Source organism: Pseudomonas sp. NPDC090201 (genome assembly GCF_044746825.1).
Lineage (GTDB): Bacteria > Pseudomonadota > Gammaproteobacteria > Pseudomonadales > Pseudomonadaceae > Aquipseudomonas > Aquipseudomonas putida_AD.
Map to the genome: position 1 here is coordinate 599,262 of NZ_JBIVCX010000001.1, position 23,800 is coordinate 623,061.

23 protein-coding genes are annotated in these 23,800 nt (G+C 62.9%); 14 read left to right on the forward strand and 9 right to left on the reverse strand.

The annotated features are described in order from the left end of the window. Positions 1 to 21: 21 nt before the first annotated feature. The 7 genes from ACIPOO_RS02740 to ACIPOO_RS02770 form a co-directional block, all read right to left on the reverse strand. Complete coding sequence (locus ACIPOO_RS02740) at positions 22 to 564, reverse strand: DUF2058 domain-containing protein (protein WP_274134205.1); 543 nt, start codon at positions 562 to 564, stop codon at positions 22 to 24. Between the two features lie 39 nt (positions 565 to 603). Further along, complete coding sequence (gene mazG / locus ACIPOO_RS02745; protein ID WP_400604232.1) at positions 604 to 1,437, reverse strand: nucleoside triphosphate pyrophosphohydrolase; 834 nt, start codon at positions 1,435 to 1,437, stop codon at positions 604 to 606. Between the two features lie 187 nt (positions 1,438 to 1,624). Next, positions 1,625 to 3,868: a GTP diphosphokinase gene (gene relA / locus ACIPOO_RS02750; protein ID WP_274134207.1), complete on the reverse strand. Its 2,244-nt coding sequence runs from the start codon at positions 3,866 to 3,868 to the stop codon at positions 1,625 to 1,627. 158 nt (positions 3,869 to 4,026) lie between these two features. Further along, on the reverse strand, positions 4,027 to 5,382 hold the full coding sequence (rlmD, locus tag ACIPOO_RS02755; RefSeq protein WP_400604234.1) for a 23S rRNA (uracil(1939)-C(5))-methyltransferase RlmD: 1,356 nt from the start codon (positions 5,380 to 5,382) through the stop codon (positions 4,027 to 4,029). Further along, positions 5,382 to 6,284, reverse strand: coding sequence for a cysteine synthase CysM (gene cysM / locus ACIPOO_RS02760; RefSeq protein WP_400604236.1), 903 nt, complete (start codon positions 6,282 to 6,284; stop codon positions 5,382 to 5,384). The genes rlmD and cysM overlap by 1 nt, the downstream gene beginning before the upstream one ends. Before the next feature lie 217 nt (positions 6,285 to 6,501). Further along, positions 6,502 to 7,881: a histidine kinase sensor domain-containing protein gene (locus ACIPOO_RS02765; protein WP_400604238.1), complete on the reverse strand. Its 1,380-nt coding sequence runs from the start codon at positions 7,879 to 7,881 to the stop codon at positions 6,502 to 6,504. Then, positions 7,874 to 8,605 (reverse strand): response regulator transcription factor, encoded by a 732-nt coding sequence (locus ACIPOO_RS02770; RefSeq protein WP_400604240.1) that lies wholly within the window; start codon positions 8,603 to 8,605, stop codon positions 7,874 to 7,876. The genes ACIPOO_RS02765 and ACIPOO_RS02770 overlap by 8 nt, the downstream gene beginning before the upstream one ends. 247 nt (positions 8,606 to 8,852) lie before the next feature. Here ACIPOO_RS02770 and ACIPOO_RS02775 point away from each other — a divergent pair, with 247 nt between their 5' ends. The 3 genes from ACIPOO_RS02775 (at position 8,853) to ACIPOO_RS02785 (ending at position 12,749) form a co-directional block, all read left to right on the forward strand. Beyond that, positions 8,853 to 11,606: a response regulator gene (locus ACIPOO_RS02775; protein ID WP_400604242.1), complete on the forward strand. Its 2,754-nt coding sequence runs from the start codon at positions 8,853 to 8,855 to the stop codon at positions 11,604 to 11,606. A gap of 304 nt (positions 11,607 to 11,910) precedes the next feature. Then, positions 11,911 to 12,348: a hypothetical protein gene (locus tag ACIPOO_RS02780; protein WP_274134213.1), complete on the forward strand. Its 438-nt coding sequence runs from the start codon at positions 11,911 to 11,913 to the stop codon at positions 12,346 to 12,348. Beyond that, positions 12,345 to 12,749 carry an META domain-containing protein gene (locus ACIPOO_RS02785; RefSeq protein ID WP_400604245.1) on the forward strand — a complete coding sequence of 135 codons (405 nt, stop codon included), beginning with the start codon at positions 12,345 to 12,347 and terminating at the stop codon, positions 12,747 to 12,749. Before ACIPOO_RS02780 ends, ACIPOO_RS02785 begins: the two co-directional genes overlap by 4 nt. Positions 12,750 to 12,882: 133 nt before the next feature. Here the strand turns inward: ACIPOO_RS02785 and ACIPOO_RS02790 are convergent, their stop codons facing one another. Beyond that, the gene (locus tag ACIPOO_RS02790; protein ID WP_274134215.1) at positions 12,883 to 13,350 is read right to left on the reverse strand and encodes a TlpA disulfide reductase family protein; all 468 of its coding nucleotides are present in this window, start codon (positions 13,348 to 13,350) and stop codon (positions 12,883 to 12,885) included. 100 nt (positions 13,351 to 13,450) lie between these two features. Between ACIPOO_RS02790 and arsC the strand changes: the two genes are divergently transcribed. The 11 genes from arsC to ACIPOO_RS02845 all read left to right on the forward strand — a co-directional run bounded on the left by arsC (position 13,451) and on the right by ACIPOO_RS02845 (position 22,662). Continuing rightward, the gene (arsC, locus tag ACIPOO_RS02795) at positions 13,451 to 13,804 is read left to right on the forward strand and encodes an arsenate reductase (glutaredoxin) (protein WP_274134216.1); all 354 of its coding nucleotides are present in this window, start codon (positions 13,451 to 13,453) and stop codon (positions 13,802 to 13,804) included. Then, the gene (gene wrbA, locus ACIPOO_RS02800) at positions 13,801 to 14,406 is read left to right on the forward strand and encodes an NAD(P)H:quinone oxidoreductase (protein WP_400604248.1); all 606 of its coding nucleotides are present in this window, start codon (positions 13,801 to 13,803) and stop codon (positions 14,404 to 14,406) included. The genes arsC and wrbA overlap by 4 nt, the downstream gene beginning before the upstream one ends. After that, positions 14,399 to 14,806, forward strand: a complete 408-nt coding sequence (locus ACIPOO_RS02805) for a DUF2069 domain-containing protein (protein ID WP_400604250.1) — start codon at positions 14,399 to 14,401, stop codon at positions 14,804 to 14,806. Before wrbA ends, ACIPOO_RS02805 begins: the two co-directional genes overlap by 8 nt. A 124-nt stretch (positions 14,807 to 14,930) precedes the next feature. Then, positions 14,931 to 15,602 (forward strand): DNA-3-methyladenine glycosylase I, encoded by a 672-nt coding sequence (locus ACIPOO_RS02810; RefSeq protein WP_400604252.1) that lies wholly within the window; start codon positions 14,931 to 14,933, stop codon positions 15,600 to 15,602. Between the two features lie 92 nt (positions 15,603 to 15,694). Beyond that, the gene (locus tag ACIPOO_RS02815; RefSeq protein ID WP_274134220.1) at positions 15,695 to 16,378 is read left to right on the forward strand and encodes a GntR family transcriptional regulator; all 684 of its coding nucleotides are present in this window, start codon (positions 15,695 to 15,697) and stop codon (positions 16,376 to 16,378) included. Positions 16,379 to 16,696: 318 nt separating this feature from the next. Continuing rightward, a complete protein-coding gene (locus tag ACIPOO_RS02820; RefSeq protein ID WP_400604255.1) occupies positions 16,697 to 17,515 on the forward strand; it encodes a transporter substrate-binding domain-containing protein in 819 nt (272 codons plus the stop codon). Between the two features lie 147 nt (positions 17,516 to 17,662). Continuing rightward, a complete protein-coding gene (locus ACIPOO_RS02825; RefSeq protein WP_400604257.1) occupies positions 17,663 to 19,438 on the forward strand; it encodes an aconitase X in 1,776 nt (591 codons plus the stop codon). Further along, complete coding sequence (locus ACIPOO_RS02830) at positions 19,431 to 20,096, forward strand: amino acid ABC transporter permease (RefSeq protein WP_274134223.1); 666 nt, start codon at positions 19,431 to 19,433, stop codon at positions 20,094 to 20,096. Before ACIPOO_RS02825 ends, ACIPOO_RS02830 begins: the two co-directional genes overlap by 8 nt. Positions 20,097 to 20,106: 10 nt before the next feature. Continuing rightward, positions 20,107 to 20,757 (forward strand): amino acid ABC transporter permease, encoded by a 651-nt coding sequence (locus tag ACIPOO_RS02835; protein WP_274134224.1) that lies wholly within the window; start codon positions 20,107 to 20,109, stop codon positions 20,755 to 20,757. Then, positions 20,750 to 21,472, forward strand: coding sequence for an amino acid ABC transporter ATP-binding protein (locus tag ACIPOO_RS02840; protein WP_274134225.1), 723 nt, complete (start codon positions 20,750 to 20,752; stop codon positions 21,470 to 21,472). The genes ACIPOO_RS02835 and ACIPOO_RS02840 overlap by 8 nt, the downstream gene beginning before the upstream one ends. Before the next feature lie 152 nt (positions 21,473 to 21,624). Next, the gene (locus ACIPOO_RS02845) at positions 21,625 to 22,662 is read left to right on the forward strand and encodes a proline racemase family protein (protein WP_400604260.1); all 1,038 of its coding nucleotides are present in this window, start codon (positions 21,625 to 21,627) and stop codon (positions 22,660 to 22,662) included. 147 nt (positions 22,663 to 22,809) lie between these two features. Here the strand turns inward: ACIPOO_RS02845 and ttcA are convergent, their stop codons facing one another. Further along, positions 22,810 to 23,634 (reverse strand): tRNA 2-thiocytidine(32) synthetase TtcA, encoded by an 825-nt coding sequence (gene ttcA / locus ACIPOO_RS02850; protein WP_274134227.1) that lies wholly within the window; start codon positions 23,632 to 23,634, stop codon positions 22,810 to 22,812. Positions 23,635 to 23,800 lie beyond the last annotated feature (166 nt).

The window sequence follows — 23,800 nt, forward strand, 5'->3', positions numbered from 1 at the left end:
GCGGGTTTTGTCGTCATGGGCTTACCACATCAGGTCGTCAGGGATCTTGTACGCCGCATACGGATCGTCGCCATCTGGCTCTTCGGTCGGCTCGCTGAGCAGCACGATACGACGCGGGTCACGTTCCTGGACCTTGAGCGCGGCCTCACGGGGAATCACCTCGTAACCGCCGCCATGGTGCACGATGGCCAGCGAGCCGTTGCTCAGCTTGCTGCGCATCAGCGAGTTGACCGACAGACGCTTGACCTTCTTGTCGTCGACGAAGTTGTAGTAATCCTCGGTGGTCAGCTTCGGCAGGCGCGTAGCCTCGATCAATTGCTTGACCTGCGCGGCACGGGCTTTCTGCTCGGCTTTCTCCTGCTGCTGGCGGTTCAGCTCCTGGTCGCGTTTGGCTTTTTCGGCCATGGCTTCCTGAGCGGCACGCTGGGCGGCATCGTCGGCGACAGCCTGGCCCTTGTGCACCAGACGCTGTTCTTTCTGTTTGCTCTTGGTGACCTGCTTGGCCTGCTTCTCGTTGACCAGACCTGCCTTGAGCAACTGGTCACGAAGGGAAATACCCGCCATCTGTCTTCTCTCTCTGCCTTCTATTCCTAAATCGTCAGCTCAACCGCAGTCTGGCGAGTTCTTTTCCTGGCGCTTGGCTTCGCCCCAGAGCGCATCCATCTCTTCGAGGCTGCAATCTTCGATGGGGCGCCGGGCTTCGCGCAAGGCCTGTTCGATAAATCGGAAGCGCCGCTCGAACTTGCCGTTGGCGGCGCGCAATGCGCTCTCCGGATCGACCTTCAGATGCCGGGCCAGATTGACCACGACAAACAGCAGGTCGCCGATTTCTTCGTTGATGCCTTCACGGTCGTTGTCGGCCATGGCTTCGAGGACTTCATCGAGCTCCTCGCGCACCTTGTCGATCACCGGCAGCGCCTCGGGCCAGTCGAAACCGACCTGGGCGGCACGTTTCTGCAACTTGGCGGCGCGGGACAAGGCCGGAAGTACCGTCGGCACGTCGTCGAGCAGCGACAACTGCTCGGGCACATGGGCCTTCTCGGCGCGCTCCTCGGCCTTGATCTCTTCCCAGCGATGCTTGACCTGATCTTCGCTCAGGCGTGGCGTCTCCAGCGGTGCGTACAGATCGCCCGTGGGGAACACGTGAGGGTGACGACGGATCAGCTTGCGGGTGATGCCATCGACCACGCCGTCGAACTCGAACCGCCCCTCCTCCCGCGCCAGTTGGCAGTAGTACACCACCTGGAACAACAGATCGCCCAGCTCGCCCCGCAGGTCATCGAAATCCCCGCGCTCGATGGCGTCGGCGACTTCATAGGCCTCTTCGAGGGTGTGCGGCACGATGGTCGCGTAATTCTGCTTCACGTCCCACGGGCAACCGTACTGCGGATCGCGCAGGCGGGCCATGAGGTTGATGAGGTCTTGGAGTGTGTACATGGAAATCCTGTTGGCATTTCAACTCAAGGCATCGCGCGCCTGACCCGACGCCTTCGCGGGCAAGCCCGCTCCCACAGATGAACCCGTTGAACCCTGTGGGAGCGGGCTCGCACCTCCACAGATGAACCCGTTGAACCCTGTGGGAGCGGGCTCGCCCGCGAAGACGTCATCACAAACGCTGCAAACCTCAAGGCGTACGGTTACGCCGCGTCTCGATGATGTTCGGCAACTGCGAGATGCGCCCCAGCAACCGGCCCAGTGCATCCAGCCCCGGAATCTCGATGGTCAGGGACATCAGCGCGGTGTTGTCTTCCTTGTTCGAGCGGGTGTTGACCGCCAGCACGTTGATGCGCTCGTTGAGCAGCACCTGGGACACGTCACGCAACAATCCTGAACGGTCGTAGGCACGAATGATGATGTCCACAGGATACGTGAGCACCGGCACCGGCCCCCAACTGACCTGGATGATCCGCTCCGGCTCGCGCCCGCCCAGTTGCAGCACCGAGGCGCAGTCCTGGCGGTGAATGCTCACGCCACGACCCTGGGTGATATAGCCGACGATGGCATCCCCCGGCAGCGGCTGGCAGCAGCCGGCCATCTGCGTCATCAGGTTGCCCACGCCCTGGATCTGGATGTCGCCACGCTTGCCCGGCTTGTAACCGGAGGCCTTGCGCGGAATCAGTTCCAACTGTTCGTTGCCACGCTCGGGCTCGACCAGTTGCTGCGCCAGGTTGACCAGTTGCGCCAGGCGCAAGTCACCGGCACCCAGAGACGCGAACATGTCTTCGGCGGTCTTCATGTTGGCCTTGTCCGCCAACTTGTCGAAGTCCACCTGCGGCAAGGCCAGGCGCAGCAGCTCGCGTTCGAGCTGGACCTTGCCCGCCGCGACGTTCTGATCGCGGGCCTGGAGCTTGAACCAGTGCACGATCTTGGCCCGCGCCCGGGAGGTGGTGATGTAGCCCAGGTTCGAGTTCAGCCAGTCGCGGCTCGGCGTGCCGTGCTTGCTGGTGATGATCTCGACCTGCTCGCCGGTCTGCAGGCTGTAGTTGAGCGGCACGATGCGGCCGTTGATCTTGGCGCCACGGCAGTTGTGGCCGATCTCGGTGTGCACGCGGTAGGCGAAGTCCAGCGGCGTCGCGCCCTTGGGCAGGTCGATGGCGTGACCGTCCGGGGTGAACACGTAGACCCGGTCTGGCTCGATATCCACGCGCAATTGTTCGGCCAGGCCGCCGATATCGCCCAGTTCTTCATGCCATTCGAGCACCTGACGCAGCCAGGAGATTTTCTCTTCGTAATGGTTGGAGCTGGATTTGACGTCGGTGCCCTTGTACTTCCAGTGGGCGCAGACGCCAAGCTCGGCCTCTTCGTGCATGGCGTGGGTGCGGATCTGCACCTCCAGCACCTTGCCTTCGGGGCCGATCACCGCAGTGTGCAGCGAGCGATAGCCGTTTTCCTTGGGGTTGGCGATGTAGTCGTCGAACTCCTTGGGAATGTGCCGCCACAGGGTGTGGACGATACCGAGCGCGGTGTAGCAGTCGCGCATCTCCGGCACCAGCACGCGCACGGCGCGCACGTCGTAGATCTGGCTGAACTCCAGACCCTTGCGCTGCATCTTGCGCCAGATCGAATAGATGTGTTTCGCCCGGCCACTGATGTCGGCGGTGACGCCGGTGGCCAGCAGTTCGTTTTCCAGCTGCGACATCACGTCGGTGATGAAACGCTCGCGATCCAGCCGGCGCTCGTGCAACAGCTTGGCGATCTGTTTGTACTGCTCAGGCTCCAGATAGCGGAAGGACAGGTCCTCCAGCTCCCACTTGATATGGCCGATGCCGAGGCGGTGGGCCAGCGGCGCGTAGATGTCGAAGACTTCCCGGGCAACCCGGTTGCGCTTCTCGTCGGTGGTGTTCTTGACCGCGCGGATGGCGCAGGTCCGTTCGGCCAGCTTGATCAGCGCGACGCGCACGTCATCGACCATGGCCACCAGCATCTTGCGCAGGTTTTCCACCTGCGCCTGAGTGCCCAGCACCAGCGACTGGCGCGGGCTGAGACTGGCGCTGATGGCCGCCATGCGCAGCACGCCGTCGATCAGCTTGGCCACCGTGGGGCCGAACCGCTGGCTGACATCCGGCAGCGGGATCTTGCCTTCACGCACCGCGCGATAAATCACGGCGGCAATGAGCGAGTCCTGGTCGAGCTTGAGGTCGGCCAGGATTTCAGCGATTTCAAGACCCGTCTGAAAACTCGACGTGCCTTCCGCCCAGAGGTTCTTGGCGGCGTTGTCCTGTTGCTCGGCCTGTCGGGCAAATTCGCAGGCTTCTTTCAATGCCTGCCGGTCTACCGCCAGGTCGACGCTGACCACGTGATCAAGCCAAGCGTCGAGATTGATACTGCCGTCTGTGTTTATCGGCTGGTGTGCTCTCACCTGTACCATGTTGCTTACCTTCCCTACGGCGCGATGAAATGCGCCATCAGTCGCCAGCCTTCTACAGCGCACCTGCCTTGCGGGCCTTGCAAGGTTCACGTGCGCGGGCCAGTCGGATTAAACGAGACTCCGTGTGAGGCGCTGACTTGTGTCCTTAAGTCGGCGCTTCACTTACTCGCTTCAAATAACGCCATCGCCTCGACATGCGCTGTCTGCGGAAACATGTCGAGAATTCCGGCACGTCTTAAACGGTAGCCCTGCTTCTTCAATTCGACCGTGTCGCGCGCCAGAGTTGCCGGGTTGCACGACACATACACCAACCGTTCGGCGCCCAGTGACTTGAGCTTGCCGACCACCTCGAACGCCCCGTCACGGGGAGGATCGAGCAGGACCGCGCTGAAACCTTCCGCCACCCAGGCCGCCTTGTCCAGCGGCTGCGACAGATCCGCCCGGTAAAATTTCACATTCTGCAAATCATTGCTCAATGCGTTGTCGGTTGCACGTTGAACCATGGTATCAACGCCTTCCACCGCCACCACTTCGCGCACATTCTGCGCCAGCGGTAGAGCGAAGTTACCAAGCCCGCAGAACAAGTCCAGTACTCGTTCGTCCGGACGTGGCGCAAGCCAGGCCAGCGCCTGTTGAATCATCGCGACGTTGACTTGGGCATTGACCTGCACAAAGTCGCCAGGACGATACGCCAGTTGCAGATTCCACGGCGCAAGCTCGTAACCCAACTGCGCCGAAGGGTCCACCGGCTGTGGCTCCCCCTCACCGTGCAACCAGAGCTGCGCGTCGTGGGTTTCACAAAATGCCTTGAGGGTTGCCAAATCCTGCTCGGCCAGCGGCGCGGTATGGCGCAACAGCACGGCATTGGCCGAACCGCTGAACAACTCGACATGCCCCAGCGCCTGCGGCTTGCTCAAGCTTGCAAGCATGGCCGGCAGTGCCGTCATGATCGGCTGCAAGGCCTGTACCAGCACCGGGCATTGGTCGATGGCGATGATGTCCTGGCTGGAGGCTGCGCGAAAACCCACGTCCAGGCGCTTGGCCCTGGCGTCCCAGCGCACGGCGATACGGGCGCGGCGGCGGTAGGCGTATTCGTCACCGGTCAGCGGTGCCGCCCATTCTTCAGGCTCGACACCGGCCACGCGGCTCAACTGCTCGGCGAGCATGCGCTGTTTGAGGGCAAGCTGTTCGGCATGGGGCATCTGCTGCACGCTGCAACCGCCGCATCGACCGAAATGCGGGCACGGCGCCGGGCGACGCAGGTCGCTTGCCTGAAACACCCGTTCGGTGCGCGCTTCGACCACCTTGCCGTGGGCGCCGAGCACCCGTGCCTCGACCTCCTCGCCAGCCAGGCTGCCCGCGACGAACCAGGTACGACCGTCGACAAAACCGACGCCACGGCCGTCATTGGCCAGGCGCTCGATGGTCAGACGCTGTTTCTTGCCCGTAGGCACCTGCGCGGTCCGTGTGCCGCCACTGGGCTGGAAGCGCAGTCCTGAATCACGCTTGGCCATCAGTTGGGTGCATCGTAGATGCCGGTCGACAGGTAACGGTCGCCCCGGTCACAGATGATCGCGACGATCACCGCGTTCTCGACTTCTTTCGAGATACGCAGCATCCCGGCGACGGCACCGCCCGAGGAGACGCCACAGAAGATGCCTTCCTCGCGGGCCAGGCGACGCATGACGTCCTCGGCTTCGGCCTGGGCCATGTCGACGATGCGATCGACACGGTCGGCCTGGTAGATCTTTGGCAGGTATTCCTGCGGCCAGCGACGAATGCCGGGAATCGAGGCGCCGTCCATGGGTTGCAGGCCGACGATTTGAATTTCGGGGTTTTGCTCCTTGAGGAAGCGCGAGGTGCCCATGATGGTGCCGGTGGTGCCCATGGAGCTGACGAAGTGAGTGATGGTGCCTTCGGTCTGCCGCCAGATTTCCGGCCCGGTGCCGGTGTAGTGGGCCTCGGGGTTGTCACCATTGGCGAACTGGTCCAATACCTTGCCACGGCCTTCGGCCTGCATGCGATCGGCCAGGTCACGGGCGCCTTCCATGCCCTCTTCCTTGCTGACGAGAATCAGCTCGGCGCCATAGGCGGTCATCGCGGCCTTGCGTTCGGCGCTGGAATTGTCCGGCATGATGAGAATCATGCGGTAACCCTTGATCGCCGCGGCCATGGCCAGGGCGATGCCGGTGTTGCCGGAGGTCGCTTCGATCAGGGTGTCGCCCTGATGGATCTGCCCGCGCAACTCTGCACGGGTAATCATCGACAGCGCCGGGCGGTCCTTCACGGAACCGGCTGGGTTGTTGCCCTCGAGCTTGAGCAGCAACGTGTTGCTGGTATTCCCGGCCATGCGTTGCAGACGCACCAGCGGGGTGTTGCCGATGCAATCGGCGATGGTTGGATACTGCAGGGTCATGGCGTTTCGCGGTCCAGACGTGCGGGGGTCGCCTATCATACCGGCAATCGCCTCAACCCCATATCACGCAAAGTGAGTTGGATATTTCGAAAAGGAATAAGACGCAGATTCTTGTAGGAGCGCGCTTGGTCTGGGCCGCATCCGGACGACCGCGGTGGGTCTGAAAAAAATGCATCGTCTGACGCACCCCTGTCGCGGGCAAGCGCGCTCCTACGGGTCAGGTGACCGCGAGGATTTCTGCGGCGGGAAGGCGCATGATCATCCGCAACCCCTGCGCGGTGTTTTCCGCCCACATGTCACCACCCTGCAAACGCAGCGAATTACGCGCGATGCTCAGGCCCAGACCGAAACCGCCGTCCCCCGGCCGGGCGCCGTCCAGGCGAATGAACGGGGCGAAGATGCGCTCCAGATCGCTGTCATCAACGCCGCCGCCTTGATCCTCCAGCCACAGCAGCCAGCCATCGCCATCCAGACGCCCGCCCAGGCGCACGATGCCTTCAGGGGGCGAATGCCGGATCGCGTTGCGCAGGATGTTCTCCAGCGCCTGGGCCAGGGTATTCAGATGCCCGCGCACCCAGCATTCGCTGCCCAGGTCGCAGACCAGTTGCCGCGACGGCCAGCAGCTTTCGAAACAGGCGTTGTCCACCAGCATGTCCCACAGCGCCTGCACCTGAATGTCTTCATCGGGGAGTTTCTCGCGCTCGGCGTCGAGCCAGGCCAGGTGCAGGGTGTCGTCCACCAGCCGGCGCATGCCTTCCACCTCGCGCCCCAGGCGCTCCCGCAATTCGGGCAGGCTCTGCTCGGTGTCGCAGGCCACGCGCAGGCGGCTCAGCGGCGTGCGCAGCTCATGGGAAAGATCGCGCAACAGTTGCTGCTGGATCGTTACGGTAGATTGCAAGCGCGTGGCCATGTGATCGAAGGCGCGGTTGAGTTCGCCCAGCTCGTCCTGACGCGAAGTCATCTGCGACGACAACCCGCTGGACAAGCGGTCGGCGCGCCAGGCATTGGCGTGCTCGCGCAACTGGTTGAGCGGGCGGATCAGTAGCCGGTACAAACCCACACACAACAAGAGTGTGAACAGCGCCGGGATGATGACGTTGGTCAGCATCTGCCAGATCAGGGCATGCCGCCCCGGCTTGAAGCGCTCGGGCAGCTCGATAATCAGGCTACCGACGCTGGCGTCCCGGGGGAACGGGATTTTCAGCCAGGGCGCGGTCTTCTGCCGGCGGCTCATGGGCCAGTCGACCCCGCGCATGAAAGTCAGGCGCTGCACCTGAGCGTCGCTGAGGGGCAGGCTGCCCAATGATTGCAGGTCGCTGCCGATCACCCCGACCCAGCCGGATTCGTGCTGGCGCACCTCTCTGAGCCAGTCATCGACGCCCTGCTCCTTGCCCACTTCCCAGGCCTGCTCGGCCTCGGCTGCGTAGCTGTTGAGGACCCGCCGCGCATCAGGCGAAAGAAAGGCATTCTGGGTTTCGATGTAGCGGCCCCAGTACCAACTGAGCCAGATCATCAGCAGGCAGAAACCCACCAGCAAAATGGCCAGCCGCCAGAACAGCGAGTGCCTGCCCGGCAGTCGAAAGCGTTGTTCAGCCATCCAGGTCAGCCGCCGTCAGCACGTAGCCCTTGCCCCACACGGTACGCACCTGCCGCGCCTCGTAGCCGATGGCCTTGAGCTTGCGACGGATCTGGCTGATGTGCATGTCCAGGCTGCGATCATGCTGGGAATAGCCCCGCTGCAGCACATGCTGATAAAGGAAGGGCTTGCTCAGCACGTCCTCGGGGCTGCGCCACAGGGTTTCCAGCAGGCGGTATTCGCTGCGGGTCAGTTGCGCCGACTTGCCAGCGAAGCCGACGTCGCACAGGCCTTCATCGAAGGTCAGTTCGTCTTGGGCGGGCATCGCAGGCACCGGCGCCGCCATGTTGAACCGCCGCTCCAGTTCCACCCGGCGCAGGATCGCCTCGATACGCACCTTCAGTTCATCGACGCTGAACGGCTTGGGCAGGTAATCGTCCGCGCCATTGCGAAAACCGGTGATGCGGTCGGCCTCGGCTCCCAGCGCCGACATCAGGATGATCGGCATCGAATGCTGGCGACGCAGGTGGATCAGCACGTCCAGGCCGTTCATGCCGGGCAGCAGGATGTCCATCAGCACCACGTCGAACGGCTGCTGTTGCGCACGGGCCAGCCCTTCGCTGCCGTTCTGGCACCAGGTGACGTGGAAGCCGCAGCGATCCAGTTGGTCGTGCACGAATGCGCCCAGCACCGGATCGTCCTCGATGGCGAGTATGCTGGGGCGATGAATGATGGCGGGATTCATTGGCGTCTGCGAGTGATTCTCAAGGCGACGATTATTCAAGATTGCTTGAGTATCGGCAATGGCGATTGATCCGAACGTTCTGTAGGAGCCTTCGGTGATCGCCAATCAGCCGAGATTCCCCGCACGCAACTGGCTACACTGCGCAAACTACCAAAGGTGCTGTACGTCCCAATCACAGGCAACCATGGTCCGCGTCTTGCCTTCATGAAACGGCATGACGACGTAACAGGATTGCCGGAGAACAAGTGTGCTGAACAAACTGGGCATCAAAGGCCGCGTATTGCTGCTGACCCTGCTGCCGACCTGCCTGATGGCGGCGCTCCTGGGCGGTTATTTCACCTGGATGCAGCTTTCGGAGTTGCAGACCCAGTTGCTCAAGCGTGGCGAAATGATCGCCAACGAACTGGCCCCGCTGTCGGCCACCGCCCTGGCCAACAACGACAAGGGCCAACTGGACCGCATCGCCGGCCAGGTGCTGGAACAGGCCGACGTACGCGCGGTATCTTTCCTGGATGCCAACCGCAATCCCCTGGCACACGCCGGCCCGAGCATGATCAACCAGGCGCCGGTCGGCAACAGCACGCACATGCTGCAGCGCTCGGAAAACGACGCCACCCGCTACCTGATGCCCGTTTTCGGGCGTAACCGGCACCTGACCGGCGAAGTGATTCCCGCCGAGGCCGACCGCCTGCTGGGCTGGGTGGAACTGGAACTGTCCCACAGCGGCACGCTGCTGCGCGGGTATCGCAGCCTGTTCGCCAGTCTGCTGCTGATTGCCGCGGGCCTGGGCCTGACCGCCATGCTCGCGCTGCGCATGAGCCGCACCATCAACGGCCCGATCTCCCAGATCAAGCAGGTGGTGGCGCAACTCAAGGACGGCAATCTCGAAGCGCGACTGCCGCCCATGGGCAGCCACGAACTGGACGAACTGGGCTCGGGCATCAACCGCATGGCCGCGACCCTGCAGAACGCCCAGGAAGAATTGCAGCACAGCATCGAGCAGGCCACCGAAGACGTGCGCCAGAACCTTGAAACCATCGAGATCCAGAACATCGAACTGGATCTGGCGCGCAAGGAGGCGCTGGAGGCCAGCCGCATCAAGTCCGAATTCCTGGCCAACATGAGCCACGAGATCCGCACCCCGCTCAACGGCATCCTGGGCTTCACCCATCTGTTGCAGAAGAGCGAACTGACCCCGCGCCAGTACGATTACCTGGGCACCATCGAGAAATCCGCCGACAACCTGCTGAGCATCATCAACGAGATCCTCGACTTCTCGAAGATCGAGGCCGGCAAGCTGGTGCTCGACGCCATCCCGTTCAACCTGCGCGACCTGCTGCAGGACACCCTGACCATCCTCGCCCCCGCCGCCCATGCCAAGCAGCTGGAGCTGGTGAGCCTAGTCTACCGCGACACGCCCCTGTCGCTGGTGGGTGACCCGCTGCGGCTCAAGCAGATCCTGACCAACCTTGTGAGCAACGCGATCAAGTTCACCCGCGAAGGCACCATCGTCGCCCGGGCCATGCTTGAGGAAGAGGAAAACGACCAGGTGCAGTTGCGCATCAGCGTCCAGGACACCGGCATCGGCCTGTCCAGCCAGGACGTGCGCGCGCTGTTCCAGGCGTTCAGCCAGGCCGATAACTCGCTGTCGCGACACTCAGGCGGCACGGGCCTGGGGCTGGTGATTTCCAAGCGGCTGATCGAGCAGATGGGCGGGGAAATCGGCGTCGAGAGCAACCCCGGCGAAGGCTCGGTGTTCTGGATCAGCCTGACCCTGCCCAAGACCCGCGACGACCTGGAAGACCTCCCTGCCCCTCCGCTGATGGGACGCCGGGTGGCGGTGCTGGAGCATCACGACCTGGCGCGCCAGGCGCTGGAGCATCAACTGGAAGACTGTGGCCTGCAGCCGATGGTGTTCAACAATCTGGAGAACCTCATCAACGGCGTCACCGTGGTGCACCAGACGCCCCACGCCATCGACATGGCGGTGCTCGGCGTGACCGCCCACCAGTTGCCGCCCGAGCGCCTGCGCCAGCAGATCTGGGATCTGGAAAATCTCGACTGCAAGGTCCTGGTGCTGTGCCCGACCACCGAGCAGGCGCTGTACCAGGCTTCGGTGCCTGACGCCTACACCCAGTTGCAGGCCAAGCCTGCATGCACGCGCAAACTGCGGCGTAGCCTGTCGGAGCTGATAAACCCCAAACAGCTGCGCAACGAGCTGCCGGAGCCGGTGTCCAGCCGCCCGCCGCGCATCCTCTGCGTCGACGACAACCCGGCCAACCTGTTGTTGGTGCAGACGCTGCTCGAAGACATGGGCGCCAAGGTGCTGGCCGTCGACAGCGGCTACGCGGCGGTTCAGGCCGTGCAGGACGAACCCTTCGACCTGGTGCTGATGGACGTGCAGATGCCGGGCATGGACGGGCGCCAGGCCACCGAGGCGATTCGCGGCTGGGAGACCGAACGCCAGTCGACGTCCCTGCCCATCGTCGCCCTCACGGCGCACGCCATGGCCAACGAAAAACGCGCGCTGCTGCAAAGCGGCATGGACGACTACCTGACCAAGCCGATCAGCGAACGGCAACTGGCGCAGGTGGTGCTCAAGTGGACCGGCCTTGCGCTGCGCAACCAGGCGCCGGAGCGACACCCGGAAATCAGTCATGGCGGCGTCAGCCTGCAGGTGCTCGATCATGAGGAAGGCCTGCGACTGGCGGCAGGCAAGGTCGATCTGGCGGCCGACATGCTGGCGATGCTGCTGGCCTCCCTTGAGACTGACCGCGAGGCCATCCGCGCCGCGCGCGAGGCCGATGATCAGGTGGCCTTGATCGAGCGGGTCCACCGCCTGCACGGTGCCACCCGCTACTGCGGCGTGCCGCAACTGCGCGCCGCCTGTCAACGCAGCGAAACCTTGCTCAAGCAGGATTCCCCTGACAGCGACAAGGCCCTGGACGACCTGGAAACCGCCATCGCCCGGCTGGAAGTCGAGGCACGGGTGAGCGCTTGATGCAGTCCCGTAGCAGCACGGCTTGCCGGCGGGGGCGTACTCAAGATCGCCCCCGCCGGCAAGCCGTGCTGCTACGGGGTAGCGTACCGCCCTGTAGGAGCGCGCTTGCCCGCGACCGCGGTGGGTCAGATACCCGGGATGTGCCTGACACACCGCTATCGCGGGCAAGCGCGCTCCTACAGGTGTCAGGTGTCAGGTGTCAGGTGTCAGGTGCCAGGTGCCAGGTGCCAGGTGCCAGGCCGTCGCCCTGCAGCGGGCATCCGTCTTCTAAAGTGTTAGCATGCGCGCCTATTTGGAGACCCCCATGGCCGAACACGATTTTCGCTACAGCATGCTCACCCCGCACCACACCCTGATCGAATGCCGCAGCCTGGCGCTGGGCCGCTATCAAGTGACCGGCAACGGTGGCTCGATCAAGCACGACGACGTGCTGCTCGTCACCGTCAAAGGCAGCAAAGACCTTTACATGCGCCTGAACGTGGAAAAGGTCCGCCACCTGATCAACCCGCCCGGCCAATGGGTCGCGGTCGCCAATGGCCCGGCGTTCACGGAGCTGGCGATCCATCAGTGGAAGGTCAATTGCAACGGCTGCGGCAAGGAGCAGGACATCGAATTCATGGTCGATGGCAAGGAAGGCAAGAAGGCCCTGAAACCGGCTGCCACCGCGCGTATCGCCGAACTGGGCTGGAAAACCGTCGGCGAGAACCACCTGTGCCCGGCCTGCGCGAAGAACGCCGCATGAAATGGCTTGCCCTGCCGCTGCTCGCCAGCGCCCTGCTGACCGGCTGTGCCAGCGATACCGGCGCGCTCCAGCGTGACCATGGCTATGTGCTGGAGTGGATCGGGGAACGCCCGCTGATCGACAACAGTCACCTGACCATGACCCTGGGCGAGGATGGCCGCGCCTATGGCAATGCGGGCTGCAACCACTGGTTTGCGTCCTACCGGCTGGACGGCGACTCGATCAGTTTCGGCCCCGTGGGCAGCACCCGAAAAATGTGCGCCCCGGCGCTGATGGAACAGGAACACCGCTTCCTGGAAGCCATGGGCAAGGTCGAGCATTGGGATGTATCAGACGTGCAGCAACTGGAGCTGTGGCCCGCGCAGGGCCTGCCGCTGCGCTTCTGGCCCGAGAAAGGCTGATTGCTACCGACAACTCCCGTAGGAGCGCGCTTGCCCGCGACCGCAGTGTGCCAGACAACGAGAAGGTGTCTGACAGGGCGCAATCGCGGGCAAGCGCGCTCCTACCATTGGCGGCGATTAGCCCACCGCTCGCTCAACCCTTGCCCTTCAACTCCGCCAGCTTCTGCGCCACGCCGGCTGCGGTCTGTTCGCCCATCAACTGCTCACGCACCTTGCCCTTGTCATCGATGATGTAGGTCACCGGCAACGCTTCGCTCTTGGGCAGGTCGTACTGGTCGGCTGGATCGTTCGCCAGCACCGTGAACTTGATGCCCAGCGCATTGCTGGCGTTTTTCAGCTCGTCGCCCTGCAAATTATCGAAGTTGACCCCGAACACGCTGACCTTCTGCCCGTTCATCTGCTCGGACAGCTTGTTCAGCTCGGGAATCTCGGTGCGACACGGGCCACACCATTCGGCCCAGTAATTGACCACCAGCCAATGTTTGTCGACCCGTTCACTGGCCACTTTCTGGCCGTTCTGATCGGTACCCAGATCCACCCCGCACCCGCTGAGCAACATGCTGCCGATAAGTGCTACTGCTGCTGCCAACCGCCTTGCCATGATGCCTGTTCCTTTAAGAGAAAACGTAACCGGGCCCCATCTTGGCCTTTGTCGTCACAGCTGTAGAATAGCCGCCACCTCACGAAAGATGCGACCGCAAATGACCGATCTGACGCTTTATCACAACCCTCGCTGCTCAAAATCCCGTGGCGCGCTGGAACTGCTTGAAGCGCGCGGCCTGACCCCGACCATCGTGCGCTACCTGGAAACTCCGCCTGACGCCGGCCAGTTGCGTGAGCTGCTGGGCAAGCTGGGCATCGGCGCCCGCGACCTGCTGCGTACCGGCGAAGACGAATACAAGACGCTGAACCTGGCCGATGCGAGCCTCACCGATGAGCAACTGATCGCCGCCATGACCGCCCATCCCAAGCTGATCGAGCGCCCGATCCTGATCGCCGGCGACAGGGCCATGATTGGTCGTCCGCCGGAAAAAATCCTGGAGATCCTGCCGTGAGCGCGCCGTACATCCTGGTGCTGTTCTACAGCCGCAACGGCTCGACCAGCGAAATGGCCCGGCAGATCGCCCGCGGTATCGAGATGGGCGGCATGGAAGCGCGCCTGCGCACGGTGCCGGCGATTTCCACCGAATGCGAAGCCGTTGCCCCGAGCATCCCGGAAACCGGTGCTCTCTACGCCACCCTCGACGACCTGAAGAACTGCGCCGGCCTTGCGCTGGGCAGCCCGACCCGCTTCGGCAACATGGCCGCGCCGCTGAAGTATTTCCTCGACGGCACCAGCAGCCTGTGGCTGACCGGCGCGCTGGTGGACAAACCCGCTGCGGTCTTCACCTCCACCGCCAGCCTGCACGGCGGCCAGGAAACCACGCTGATGTCGATGCTGCTGCCGTTGCTGCACCACGGCATGCTGATCACCGGCCTGCCTTACAGCGAAGCGGCGCTGATCGAGACCAGCGGCGGCGGCACGCCCTACGGCGCCAGCCACCACGCCGGCGCAGACGGCAAGCGCCCGCTGGACCCGCACGAAACCACGCTGTGCCGCGCACTGGGCCAGCGCCTGGCAAAAACCGCACGGGCGCTGGAACCTTCCCGTGGCTAGAAAACCCAAGGTGCTGCCCGCGCTGCAATGGCTGGAACCTCGGGTTCGCTGGAGCCGGGTTGGCGCCTTGCTGTGTTTTCTGGGCCTGATCGCGTTGTTGGTGATCTATTACCTGATCTTCGCCGACCTGCACGGCGCACGGCCTTGGGTGATCCTGTCGATCGAGCTGGTGCCGTTGCTGCTGCTGGCGCCCGGCATGCTGACCGGCAGCGCTCGCGGGCATGCCTGGACCTGCTTTGTGGTGAACCTGTATTTCATCAAAGGCGCTCTGGCCGCCTATGACCCGAGCCGCTCGCTGTTCGGCGTGCTGGAAATGCTGGCGAGCCTGGCGGTGTTCACCAGCGCGTTGCTGTATGTGCGCTGGCGGTTTCAGCTCAACCGCAAGCTCGCTGCCGTGTAGGAGCGCGCTTGCCCGCGATTGCAGTGGGTCAGACGCACGATCTGTCTCAGACACACCGCCGTCGCGGGCAAGCGCGCTCCTACAGGGGATGCGTGTGGTACATATTTTTTGTTCTGGAGAGGGCATGCAAGACTACAAATGGCTCAATGAATACTGCCTCAACCGCTTTGGCTCCGCCGCCGCGCTCGAAGCGCACCTGCCGACTCCCGCCACCCCGAAACAACTCAAGGCCATCAGCGACGACCGCTACTTGTCGACCCTGGCCCTGCGGGTGTTTCGTGCCGGTTTGAAGCACAGCCTGGTCGATGCCAAGTGGCCGGCGTTCGAGCAAGTGTTCTTCGGCTTCGATCCGGAGAAAGTAGTGCTCATGGGCGCCGATCACCTGGAGCGCCTGATGCAGGACGCCCGCATCATCCGCCATCTGGGCAAGCTCAAGAGCGTACCGCGCAACGCCCAGTTGATCCTCGACATCGCCCACGAGCACGGCAGCTTCGGCAACTTCATCGCCCAGTGGCCGGTGACCGACATCGTCGGCCTGTGGCGCTACCTGGCCAAACACGGCAACCAGATGGGCGGCCTTTCTGCGCCGCGCTTCCTGCGCATGGTCGGCAAGGACACCTTCATTCCCTCTCAGGACGTGGTCGCCGCGCTCAACGCCCAGAACATCGTCGACAAGGTGCCCAGCAGCCAGCGTGACCAGGCGGCGGTACAAGCGGCGTTCAACCAGTGGCACGCCGAAAGCGGCCGTCCGCTGTGCCAGATCTCGATGATGCTGTCGTATACCGTGAACCACTGATCTTTTTTCATACGAAGTCTTACGACATCAGATGTAACAAATCGAAGGTCGTATACAATATCCGTCACCCACTCATTGCCTGAGTCTTGCGCGTGCCTCTTCTCCTATCCGACGCCCCCAACCTCGGCGTCGCGCCGTCCGCGTCCGAGGTGATCTCCAGGTACCTGCGCGAGTCGATCATTTCCGGCCAGTTCGCCGAAGATGAGCCGATTCGCCAGGACGACATCGCGCGCATTTTCAACGTCAGCAAGATTCCCGTGCGCGAGGCGCTCAAGCGGCTGGAGGCCGAGGGCCTGGTGCAGTTTCATCGCAACAAGGGTGCGGTGGTCACGCGGATCTCGGAGCCTGAGCTGGCGCAGATCTTCGAAGTGCGGGTGTTGCTGGAGGTCCAGGCCATTCGCCTGGCCGTGCCGAGGTTGACGGCAGCCCACATCCGCCGGGCCACGGCCATCTGTGACGAGTTCGTTGCCGACGATGACATTGGCCGCTGGGCCGAGTTGAACTGGGCCTTTCACACCTGCCTGTACGAGGCGGCGCAACGGCCATTCCTGCTGAACATGATTCGCTCCATCCACGACAAGATCGAGCGCTACCTGCGGGTGCAGATGAGCTTCGAAGAAGGCAAGGAGCGCGCCGACCAGGAGCATCGCGGCATCCTCAAGGCCTGTGCCGAACGCGACGTCGAGAAAGCCTGCGAACTGATCGAGCATCACATCATGAGCGTATGCCGCTCGCTGTACACCCACCTGCCCAACGCGTCCACCAGCGAAATCTGAATCCGGGCACTGTGCCGATTTCGTCATCCGTGAGGGCGAAATCGGTCAAGACCCGCCCCTGCTTTACTGCCACTCTGACGCAGCGCCACCCACGGCGCACACCTAACTAGAAGACGTGCATGTATGAAGCACCGCACACCATTTTGCTCCTTTATGTAACACCGCCCGGTCGCCAGCCGCCCGGGAAAACCTTGAAACCCGCCGAGTCGTCGTCCTGCAGCTATAGTGGCAAAGCAGGCACAAACTGTGCTTAGAAAATATCGTATACGAAATTACTTATCCGACTGTGTTCCATTACTTGCACCATTAGAGGCTCTTATGAAAAAGCATGGCATTGCTGTAGCCCTCCTCGCTGTAATGAGTACTTCTTTCATCAGTACGGCATTTGCCGACAAGCTCGATGACATCATTGGCTCCGGCAAGCTGCGTTGCGCGGTCACCCTGGACTTCCCGCCGATGGGCTCGCGCGATGACAAGAATAACCCGGTCGGATTCGACGTCGATTACTGCAACGACCTGGCAAAAGTGCTGGGAGTGACCGCCGAGGTAGTGGAAACCCCGTTCCCTGATCGTATTCCCGCGCTGATGTCGGGCCGCGCAGACGTGATCGTCGCCTCTACCTCCGACACCCTGGAACGCGCCAAGACCGTGGCCATGACCATCCCCTACTTCGCCTTCCAGATGGTGGTGCTGACCACCGACAAGACCGGCATCACCAAGTACGAAGACCTCAAGGGCAAGAACGTCGGCAACACCAGCGGCACCTATGAAGCCATCGCCCTGGAGAAGGACCAGAAGAAATGGGGCAGCGGCAGCTTCCGCGCCTACCAGACCCAGAACGACACCATCCTGGCCGTCGCCCAGGGCCAGATCGAAGCGTCCGTGGTGACCAACACCGTGGCCGCGGCCTCGATCAAGTCCGGCAAGTACAAGGGCCTGAAAGTCGCCGGCAACGCGCCGTATGTCATCGACTACGTGTCCCTGGCCGCCAAGCGCAACGAGTACGGCCTGATCCACTACCTGAACCTGTTCGTGAACCAGCAAGTGCGCTCCGGCCGCTATGACGAGCTGTGGAAGAAATGGGTCGGCGACGAGATTCCACCAGCCAGCCTGACCGTACCGGGCGTCTACTACTGAGTTGAGGCAACTTCGCCTGTAGGAGCGCGCTTGCCCGCGACCGAGGTGTGTCTGACGCATCTTCGCGTCCGACACACCGCCATCGCGGGCAAGCGCGCTCCTACGGGAATCGGATTCTGACCTGGCCCTCATTTTCAGGAGCCTTTGATGTCTGAAATTTCGTTGAACGGGCGTTGCCTGGTCGCTGGCAGTGCCCAGGGCTCATTGCTCTATGCCGATATCGGCCTCAGCTTCTGGGGCGGGGTCGAGCCGTTCACCGGTGAGGTCATCGACCGCCACCACCCCCTGAGCGGGCAAATCATTACCGGCTGCGTCCTCGCGATTCCCAGCGGGCGCGGCTCATGCACCGGCAGCAGCGTGCTGCTGGAACTGATCCTCAACGGCCACGCCCCGGCGGCGCTGGTGTTCGAGCGGGTCGAAGACATCCTGACCCTTGGTGTGCTGATCGCCGAACAGATGTTTGGCCATTCGATCCCTGTCGTCAGCCTCGGCGAAGCCGGTTTTGCCGCGCTGCGCGATGTGCAGTTCGCCCGGGTCGAAGACGGCCGCGTCACCTGTTTCGACAGCCTGCCGCCGCAATTGCACGCAACCATCAGCCCCACCCGCTCGAACACCGCCATCCAGAGCCGGATCACCCTGACCGAGATGGACCGCGGTTTTCTCGATGGCGCCTATGGCAAGGCCGCGCAGGTCGCCATGGGCATCATCCTGCGCATGGCCGAGCTGCAAGGCGCGACCGAGTTGCTGGACATCACCCAGGCGCACATCGACGGCTGCATCTACACCGGCCCCGCGAGCCTGCGCTTCGCCCGGCAACTGGTGGACTGGGGCGCCCGGGTACGGGTGCCGACCACGCTGAACTCGATCTCCGTGGACAAACGCCGCTGGCGTGAACTGGGCGTGGACCCGGCCCTGGGCGAACCCGCCAGCCAGTTGGGGGACGCCTATCTGGACATGGGCGCGAAGGTCAGTTTCACCTGCGCGCCTTACCTGCTCGACAGCGCGCCGCAACTGGGCGAGCAGATCGTCTGGGCCGAATCCAACGCCGTGGTCTATGCCAACAGCGTGATCGGCGCGCGGACGCTGAAGTACCCCGACTACCTGGACATCTGCATCGCCCTCACCGGCCGCGCACCGAAAATCGGCTGCCACCTGGCGCCCCAGCGTCACGCGACCTTGCGCATCGACGTGCCTTACATGGCCGAGCTGGACGACAGTTTCTACCCGCTGCTGGGCTACCATATCGGCCTGCTGTGCGGCGCCGAGATCCCGGTGGTCTGCGGCCTGGAACACAGGGCGCCGACCCTCGATGACTTGAAGGCCTTCGGTGCGGCATTTGCCACCACCTCGGCCGCGCCAATGTTTCATATCGCAGGCGTGACTCCGGAAGCCACCAACGCCGAACTGGCCCTTGGCGGACATCCGCCAGCCAAGACGTTGCGCATTGAAGAGATCGACCTGCTGCACAGCTGGCGTGAACTCAACAGCGCGCAAACCCCGCAAGTGGATGCCGTGACCCTGGGCAATCCGCACTTTTCAGTGAGCGAATGCGCAACCCTCGCCCAGCTATGCCACGGCCTGCGCAAGCACTCGAAGGTGGCGGTGGTGATCACCTGCGGCCGGGCCACGCTGGAAAGTGCGCAACGGGCCGGCTATGTCGCGACGCTGGAAGCCTTTGGCGTGCAGTTCGTCACCGACACCTGCTGGTGCATGCTCGCGGAACCGGTGATTCCGCCCGCGGCGAAAACGCTGATGACCAATTCCGGCAAATACGCCCACTACGCACCGGGCCTGGTGGGGCGCAACGTGCATTTCGCAAGCCTTGCCGAATGCGTCGACAGTGCCTGCACCGGCCTTGCCAGCGGTCGCCTGCCGGTCTGGTTACACGCTGCAGAACAAAAAGAGGCGCTCGTTCATGTTTGATTACACCTTCCAATGGCGCGCCGCGTTCAAGGCGTTGCCGGACATGCTGCAGGGCGCCTGGGTGACGTTCGAAACCGCTGCGCTGTCGATGATCCTTGGGGTCATCATCGCGCTGTGCCTGGTGTTCATGCGCCAGGGCAAGAACCTGATCCTCAAGGGCTTCGCCGCCACCTGGATTTCCATCGCGCGCAACACACCGTCACTGTTCCAGGTGTACATCCTGTACTTCGGCCTGGGCTCCTTCGGTATCCACATCAACTCCTGGGTGGCGTTGCTGGCCGGGATCACCATCAACAACGCAGGGTACCTGGCAGAAAACTTCCGTGGCGGCCTCAAGGCCGTGCCCGACACCCAGTTGCGCGCAGCCCGCTCCCTGGGCATGAGCGCACCGCAGGCCTATCGGCTGATCGTCATTCCGCAATTGCTGCGCATCGTCTTCTACCCGATGACCAACCAGATGGTCTGGGCGGTGCTGATGACTTCCATGGGCGTGGTCGTGGGCCTGAACAACGACCTCACTGGCGTGACGCAGAACTACAACGTCATGACTTTCCGTACCTTCGAGTTCTTTGCCATTGCGGCGGTGCTCTATTACCTGATCGCCAAGCTGATCGTGGGCCTTGCGCGCCTGCTGTCCTGGCGCCTGTTCCGGTACTGAGGAGTTGACCATGTTCGAGACCACTTTCAGTTGGGGCGACCTGCAGTACATGCTTCAAGGGGCTTGGGTCACCATCCTATTAACTGTCATTTCGATGATTATCGGCACCATTGCCGGCGTGATCTGCGGCATGGCACGCGCCCTCCTGCCGCGCAGCACCATCCCGCTGGCCTGGGTGCTGGATGTGTTTCGCAGTGTGCCGCTGCTGATTCAATTCGTGCTGTTCAACGCCCTCAAGAGCATCGCGGGCCTGGACTGGAGCGCCTTCACCGTGGCCTGCATCGTGCTGGGCCTGTACGTGACCGCCTACGGCACGGAAATCGTGCGCAGCGGCGTGCTCTCGGTGCCGTTGAACCTGCGCCGCGCCAGCCGTTCGCTGGGCCTGAGCTACTGGCAGGATCTGCGCCAGATCGTCATGCCGATGGCCACCCGCGTCGCCTTCCCCGGCTGGGTCAACCTGCTGTTGTCGGTGATGAAGGACACGGCGCTGGTGATGTGGATCGGCATCGTCGAGCTGCTGCGCGCCTCGCAGACCATCGTCACGCGCATTCAAGAACCGCTGCTGGTGCTGTGCATCGCAGGCCTCATCTACTACGTCATGAGTCTGGTAATCGCCCGTATCGGCGCCCGGCTGGAAACAAGGTGGCAAGAAAATGATTGAGATCGACAACGTACACAAATCATTCGGCGAGCTTGAAGTCATCAAGGGCGTCAGCCTGCAGGTCGAGAAAGGCGAAGTGGTGTCGATCATCGGCGGTTCGGGCTCGGGCAAGTCGACGCTGCTGATGTGCATCAACGGCCTTGAGTCGATCAAGAGCGGCAGCATCCGCGTGGACGGCACCGAGGTGCACGCCAAGAGCACCGACATCAATAAGCTGCGGCAGAAGATCGGCATCGTGTTCCAGCAGTGGAACGCCTTTCCTCACCTGACAGTGCTGGAAAACGTGATGCTGGCGCCACGCACGGTGCTGGGCAAGAGCAAGCAGGAAGCCGAAGCCATTGCCGTCAAGCAACTGACCCACGTGGGCCTGGGCGACAAGCTCAAGGTGTTCCCCGGCAAGCTCTCCGGCGGCCAGCAGCAACGCATGGCGATTGCCCGGGCGCTGGCGATGTCACCCAACTACATGCTGTTCGACGAAGCCACCTCGGCGCTTGACCCGCAACTGGTGGGCGAAGTGCTGGACACCATGCGCATGCTGGCCGAAGACGGCATGACCATGATCCTGGTGACCCACGAAATCCGCTTCGCCCGCGATGTGTCCGACCGCGTGGCGTTCTTCCGCAACGGCCTGGTACACGAGATCGGCTCGCCGGACCAGGTCATCGGCAACCCGCAACGTCCGGAGACGGCGGATTTCCTCAAGTCGATCAAGTAACACCCAAACTCCAACCGTAGCAGCACGGCTTGCCGGCGGGGGCGTCCTTAAGGTCGCCGTCCACCTCAAGACCGGTCCCGCCGGCAAGCGGAACGCCGCCCGGCCGGGCTGCTACGGGTGCGGTATCACCTTTTACTGGAGGGTTCCTGGCAATGCGCTCATCGAAAGTGATTCATGTGGTCAGTTGTCATGCCGAAGGCGAAGTCGGCGATGTCATCGTCGGCGGGGTCGCGCCGCCGCCGGGCGATACGATCTGGGAGCAGTCGCGCTGGATCGAGAAGGACAACGTGCTGCGCAACTTCGTGCTCAACGAACCGCGCGGCGGGGTGTTCCGCCACGTCAACCTGCTGGTGCCGCCCAAGAACCCCAGGGCGCAGATGGGCTGGATCATCATGGAGCCTGCCGACGTGCCGCCCATGTCCGGTTCCAACTCCCTGTGCGTGGCCACGGTGCTGCTCGACAGCGGCATCCTGCCCATGACCGAACCGGAAACCCGCCTGATTCTCGAAGCGCCGGGCGGCCTGATCGAGGCCATCGCCCAGTGCCGCGACGGCAAAGTGCAGAGCGTGGAAGTGCACAACCACCCCTCCTTCGCCGACCAGCTGGATGTGTGGATCGAAGTGCCGGGCCTGGGTTCGATTCAGGTCGACACAGCGTATGGCGGCGACAGCTTTGCCATCGTCGACTCGACGAAACTGGGCTTTTCGTTGAAAGCCGACGAGGCGAAAGATCTGGTCGAGACGGGCCTCAAGATCACCAAGGCGGCCAACGAGCAGCTGGGCTTCACCCATCCGCAGAACAAGGACTGGAACCACATTTCCTTCTGCCAGATCGCCGCACCGGTCAATTACGACGGCGGCGTGGCGAACGCGGCGAATGCGGTGGTGATCCGCCCAGGCAAGATCGACCGCTCACCCTGCGGCACCGGCTGCTCGGCGCGTTTGGCGGTGTTGCATGCCAAGGGGCAGTTGAAGGTCGGCGATCGGTTTATCGGGCGCTCGATCATCGGCTCCGAGTTTCACTGCAAGATCCAGAGCGAAACCGAAATCGCCGGGCGCAAGGCCATCGTGCCGAGCCTGTCGGGCCGCGCCTGGATCACCGGTACCCACCAGCACATGCTCGACCCCAGCGACCCGTGGCCTGAAGGCTACAAGCTGACCGACACCTGGCCGATCGGGCTGACGCTGTAGGAGCGCGCTTGCCCGCGATGGCGGTGGGTCAGACACATCTTCGTATCTGACACACCGCCCGTAGCAGCACGGCTTGCCGGCGGGGGCGTCCTCAAGATCGCTCCCGCCGGCAAGCCGTGCTGCTACGGGGTTGTGTGTGTCTACGACTTAGAGATTCACCACATTGACGAAGCGCGAAGCGGCGGTTTCGTCGATGGTCAGGCTGGCGAAGTCGAACAGGTTGCGGTCGGCCAATTGCGACGGCACGACGTTCTGCAAACTGCGGAAGATCATTTCCGAGCGGCCCGGCGTCTTGCGGTCCCACTCCTGGAGCATGTCCTTGACCACCTGGCGCTGCAGGTTCTCCTGGGAACCGCAGAGGTTGCACGGGATGATCGGGAACTGCTTCATGTCCGAATAGGCCTGGATGTCCTTCTCGGCGCAGTACGCCAGCGGGCGGATCACCACGTTGCGGCCGTCGTCGGCACGCAGCTTGGGCGGCATGGCCTTGATGGTGCCGTTGAAGAACATGTTCAGGAAGAAGGTCTCGACGATGTCGTCGCGGTGGTGCCCAAGCGCCATTTTGGTCGCGCCGATTTCATCGGCAAAGGTGTACAGCGTGCCGCGACGCAGGCGCGAGCACAGCGAACAGGTGGTCTTGCCTTCCGGAATCAGCTCCTTGACCACCGAATAGGTGTCTTTCTCGACGATGTGGTACTCCACGCCCAGCTCTTTGAGGTAGGCCGGCAGCACGTGCTCGGGGAAGCCAGGTTGTTTCTGGTCCATATTCACGGCGACGATGTCGAACTTGATCGGCGCGACCTTCTGCAGGTGCATCAGCACGTCGAGCATGGTGTAGCTGTCCTTGCCGCCGGACAGGCAGACCATGACCTTGTCGCCCTCTTCAATCATGTTGAAATCGGCCACCGCTTCGCCTGCGAGCCTGCGCAGACGCTTCTGCAGTTTGTTCTGATTGACTGAAAGGGTGCCCATGGCGCTGATGTCCGCTCGCTGTAACTTGAGGAAAGGGGCGGTATTTTACGCATAAACCTTGCCAGTGGTAATGCCCGGCCCGCTCGAACGCACAACCGTCTGTAGGAGCGCGCTTGCCCGCGATAGCGGTGAGTCAGCGACATAGATGTGTCAGACACACCGCAAT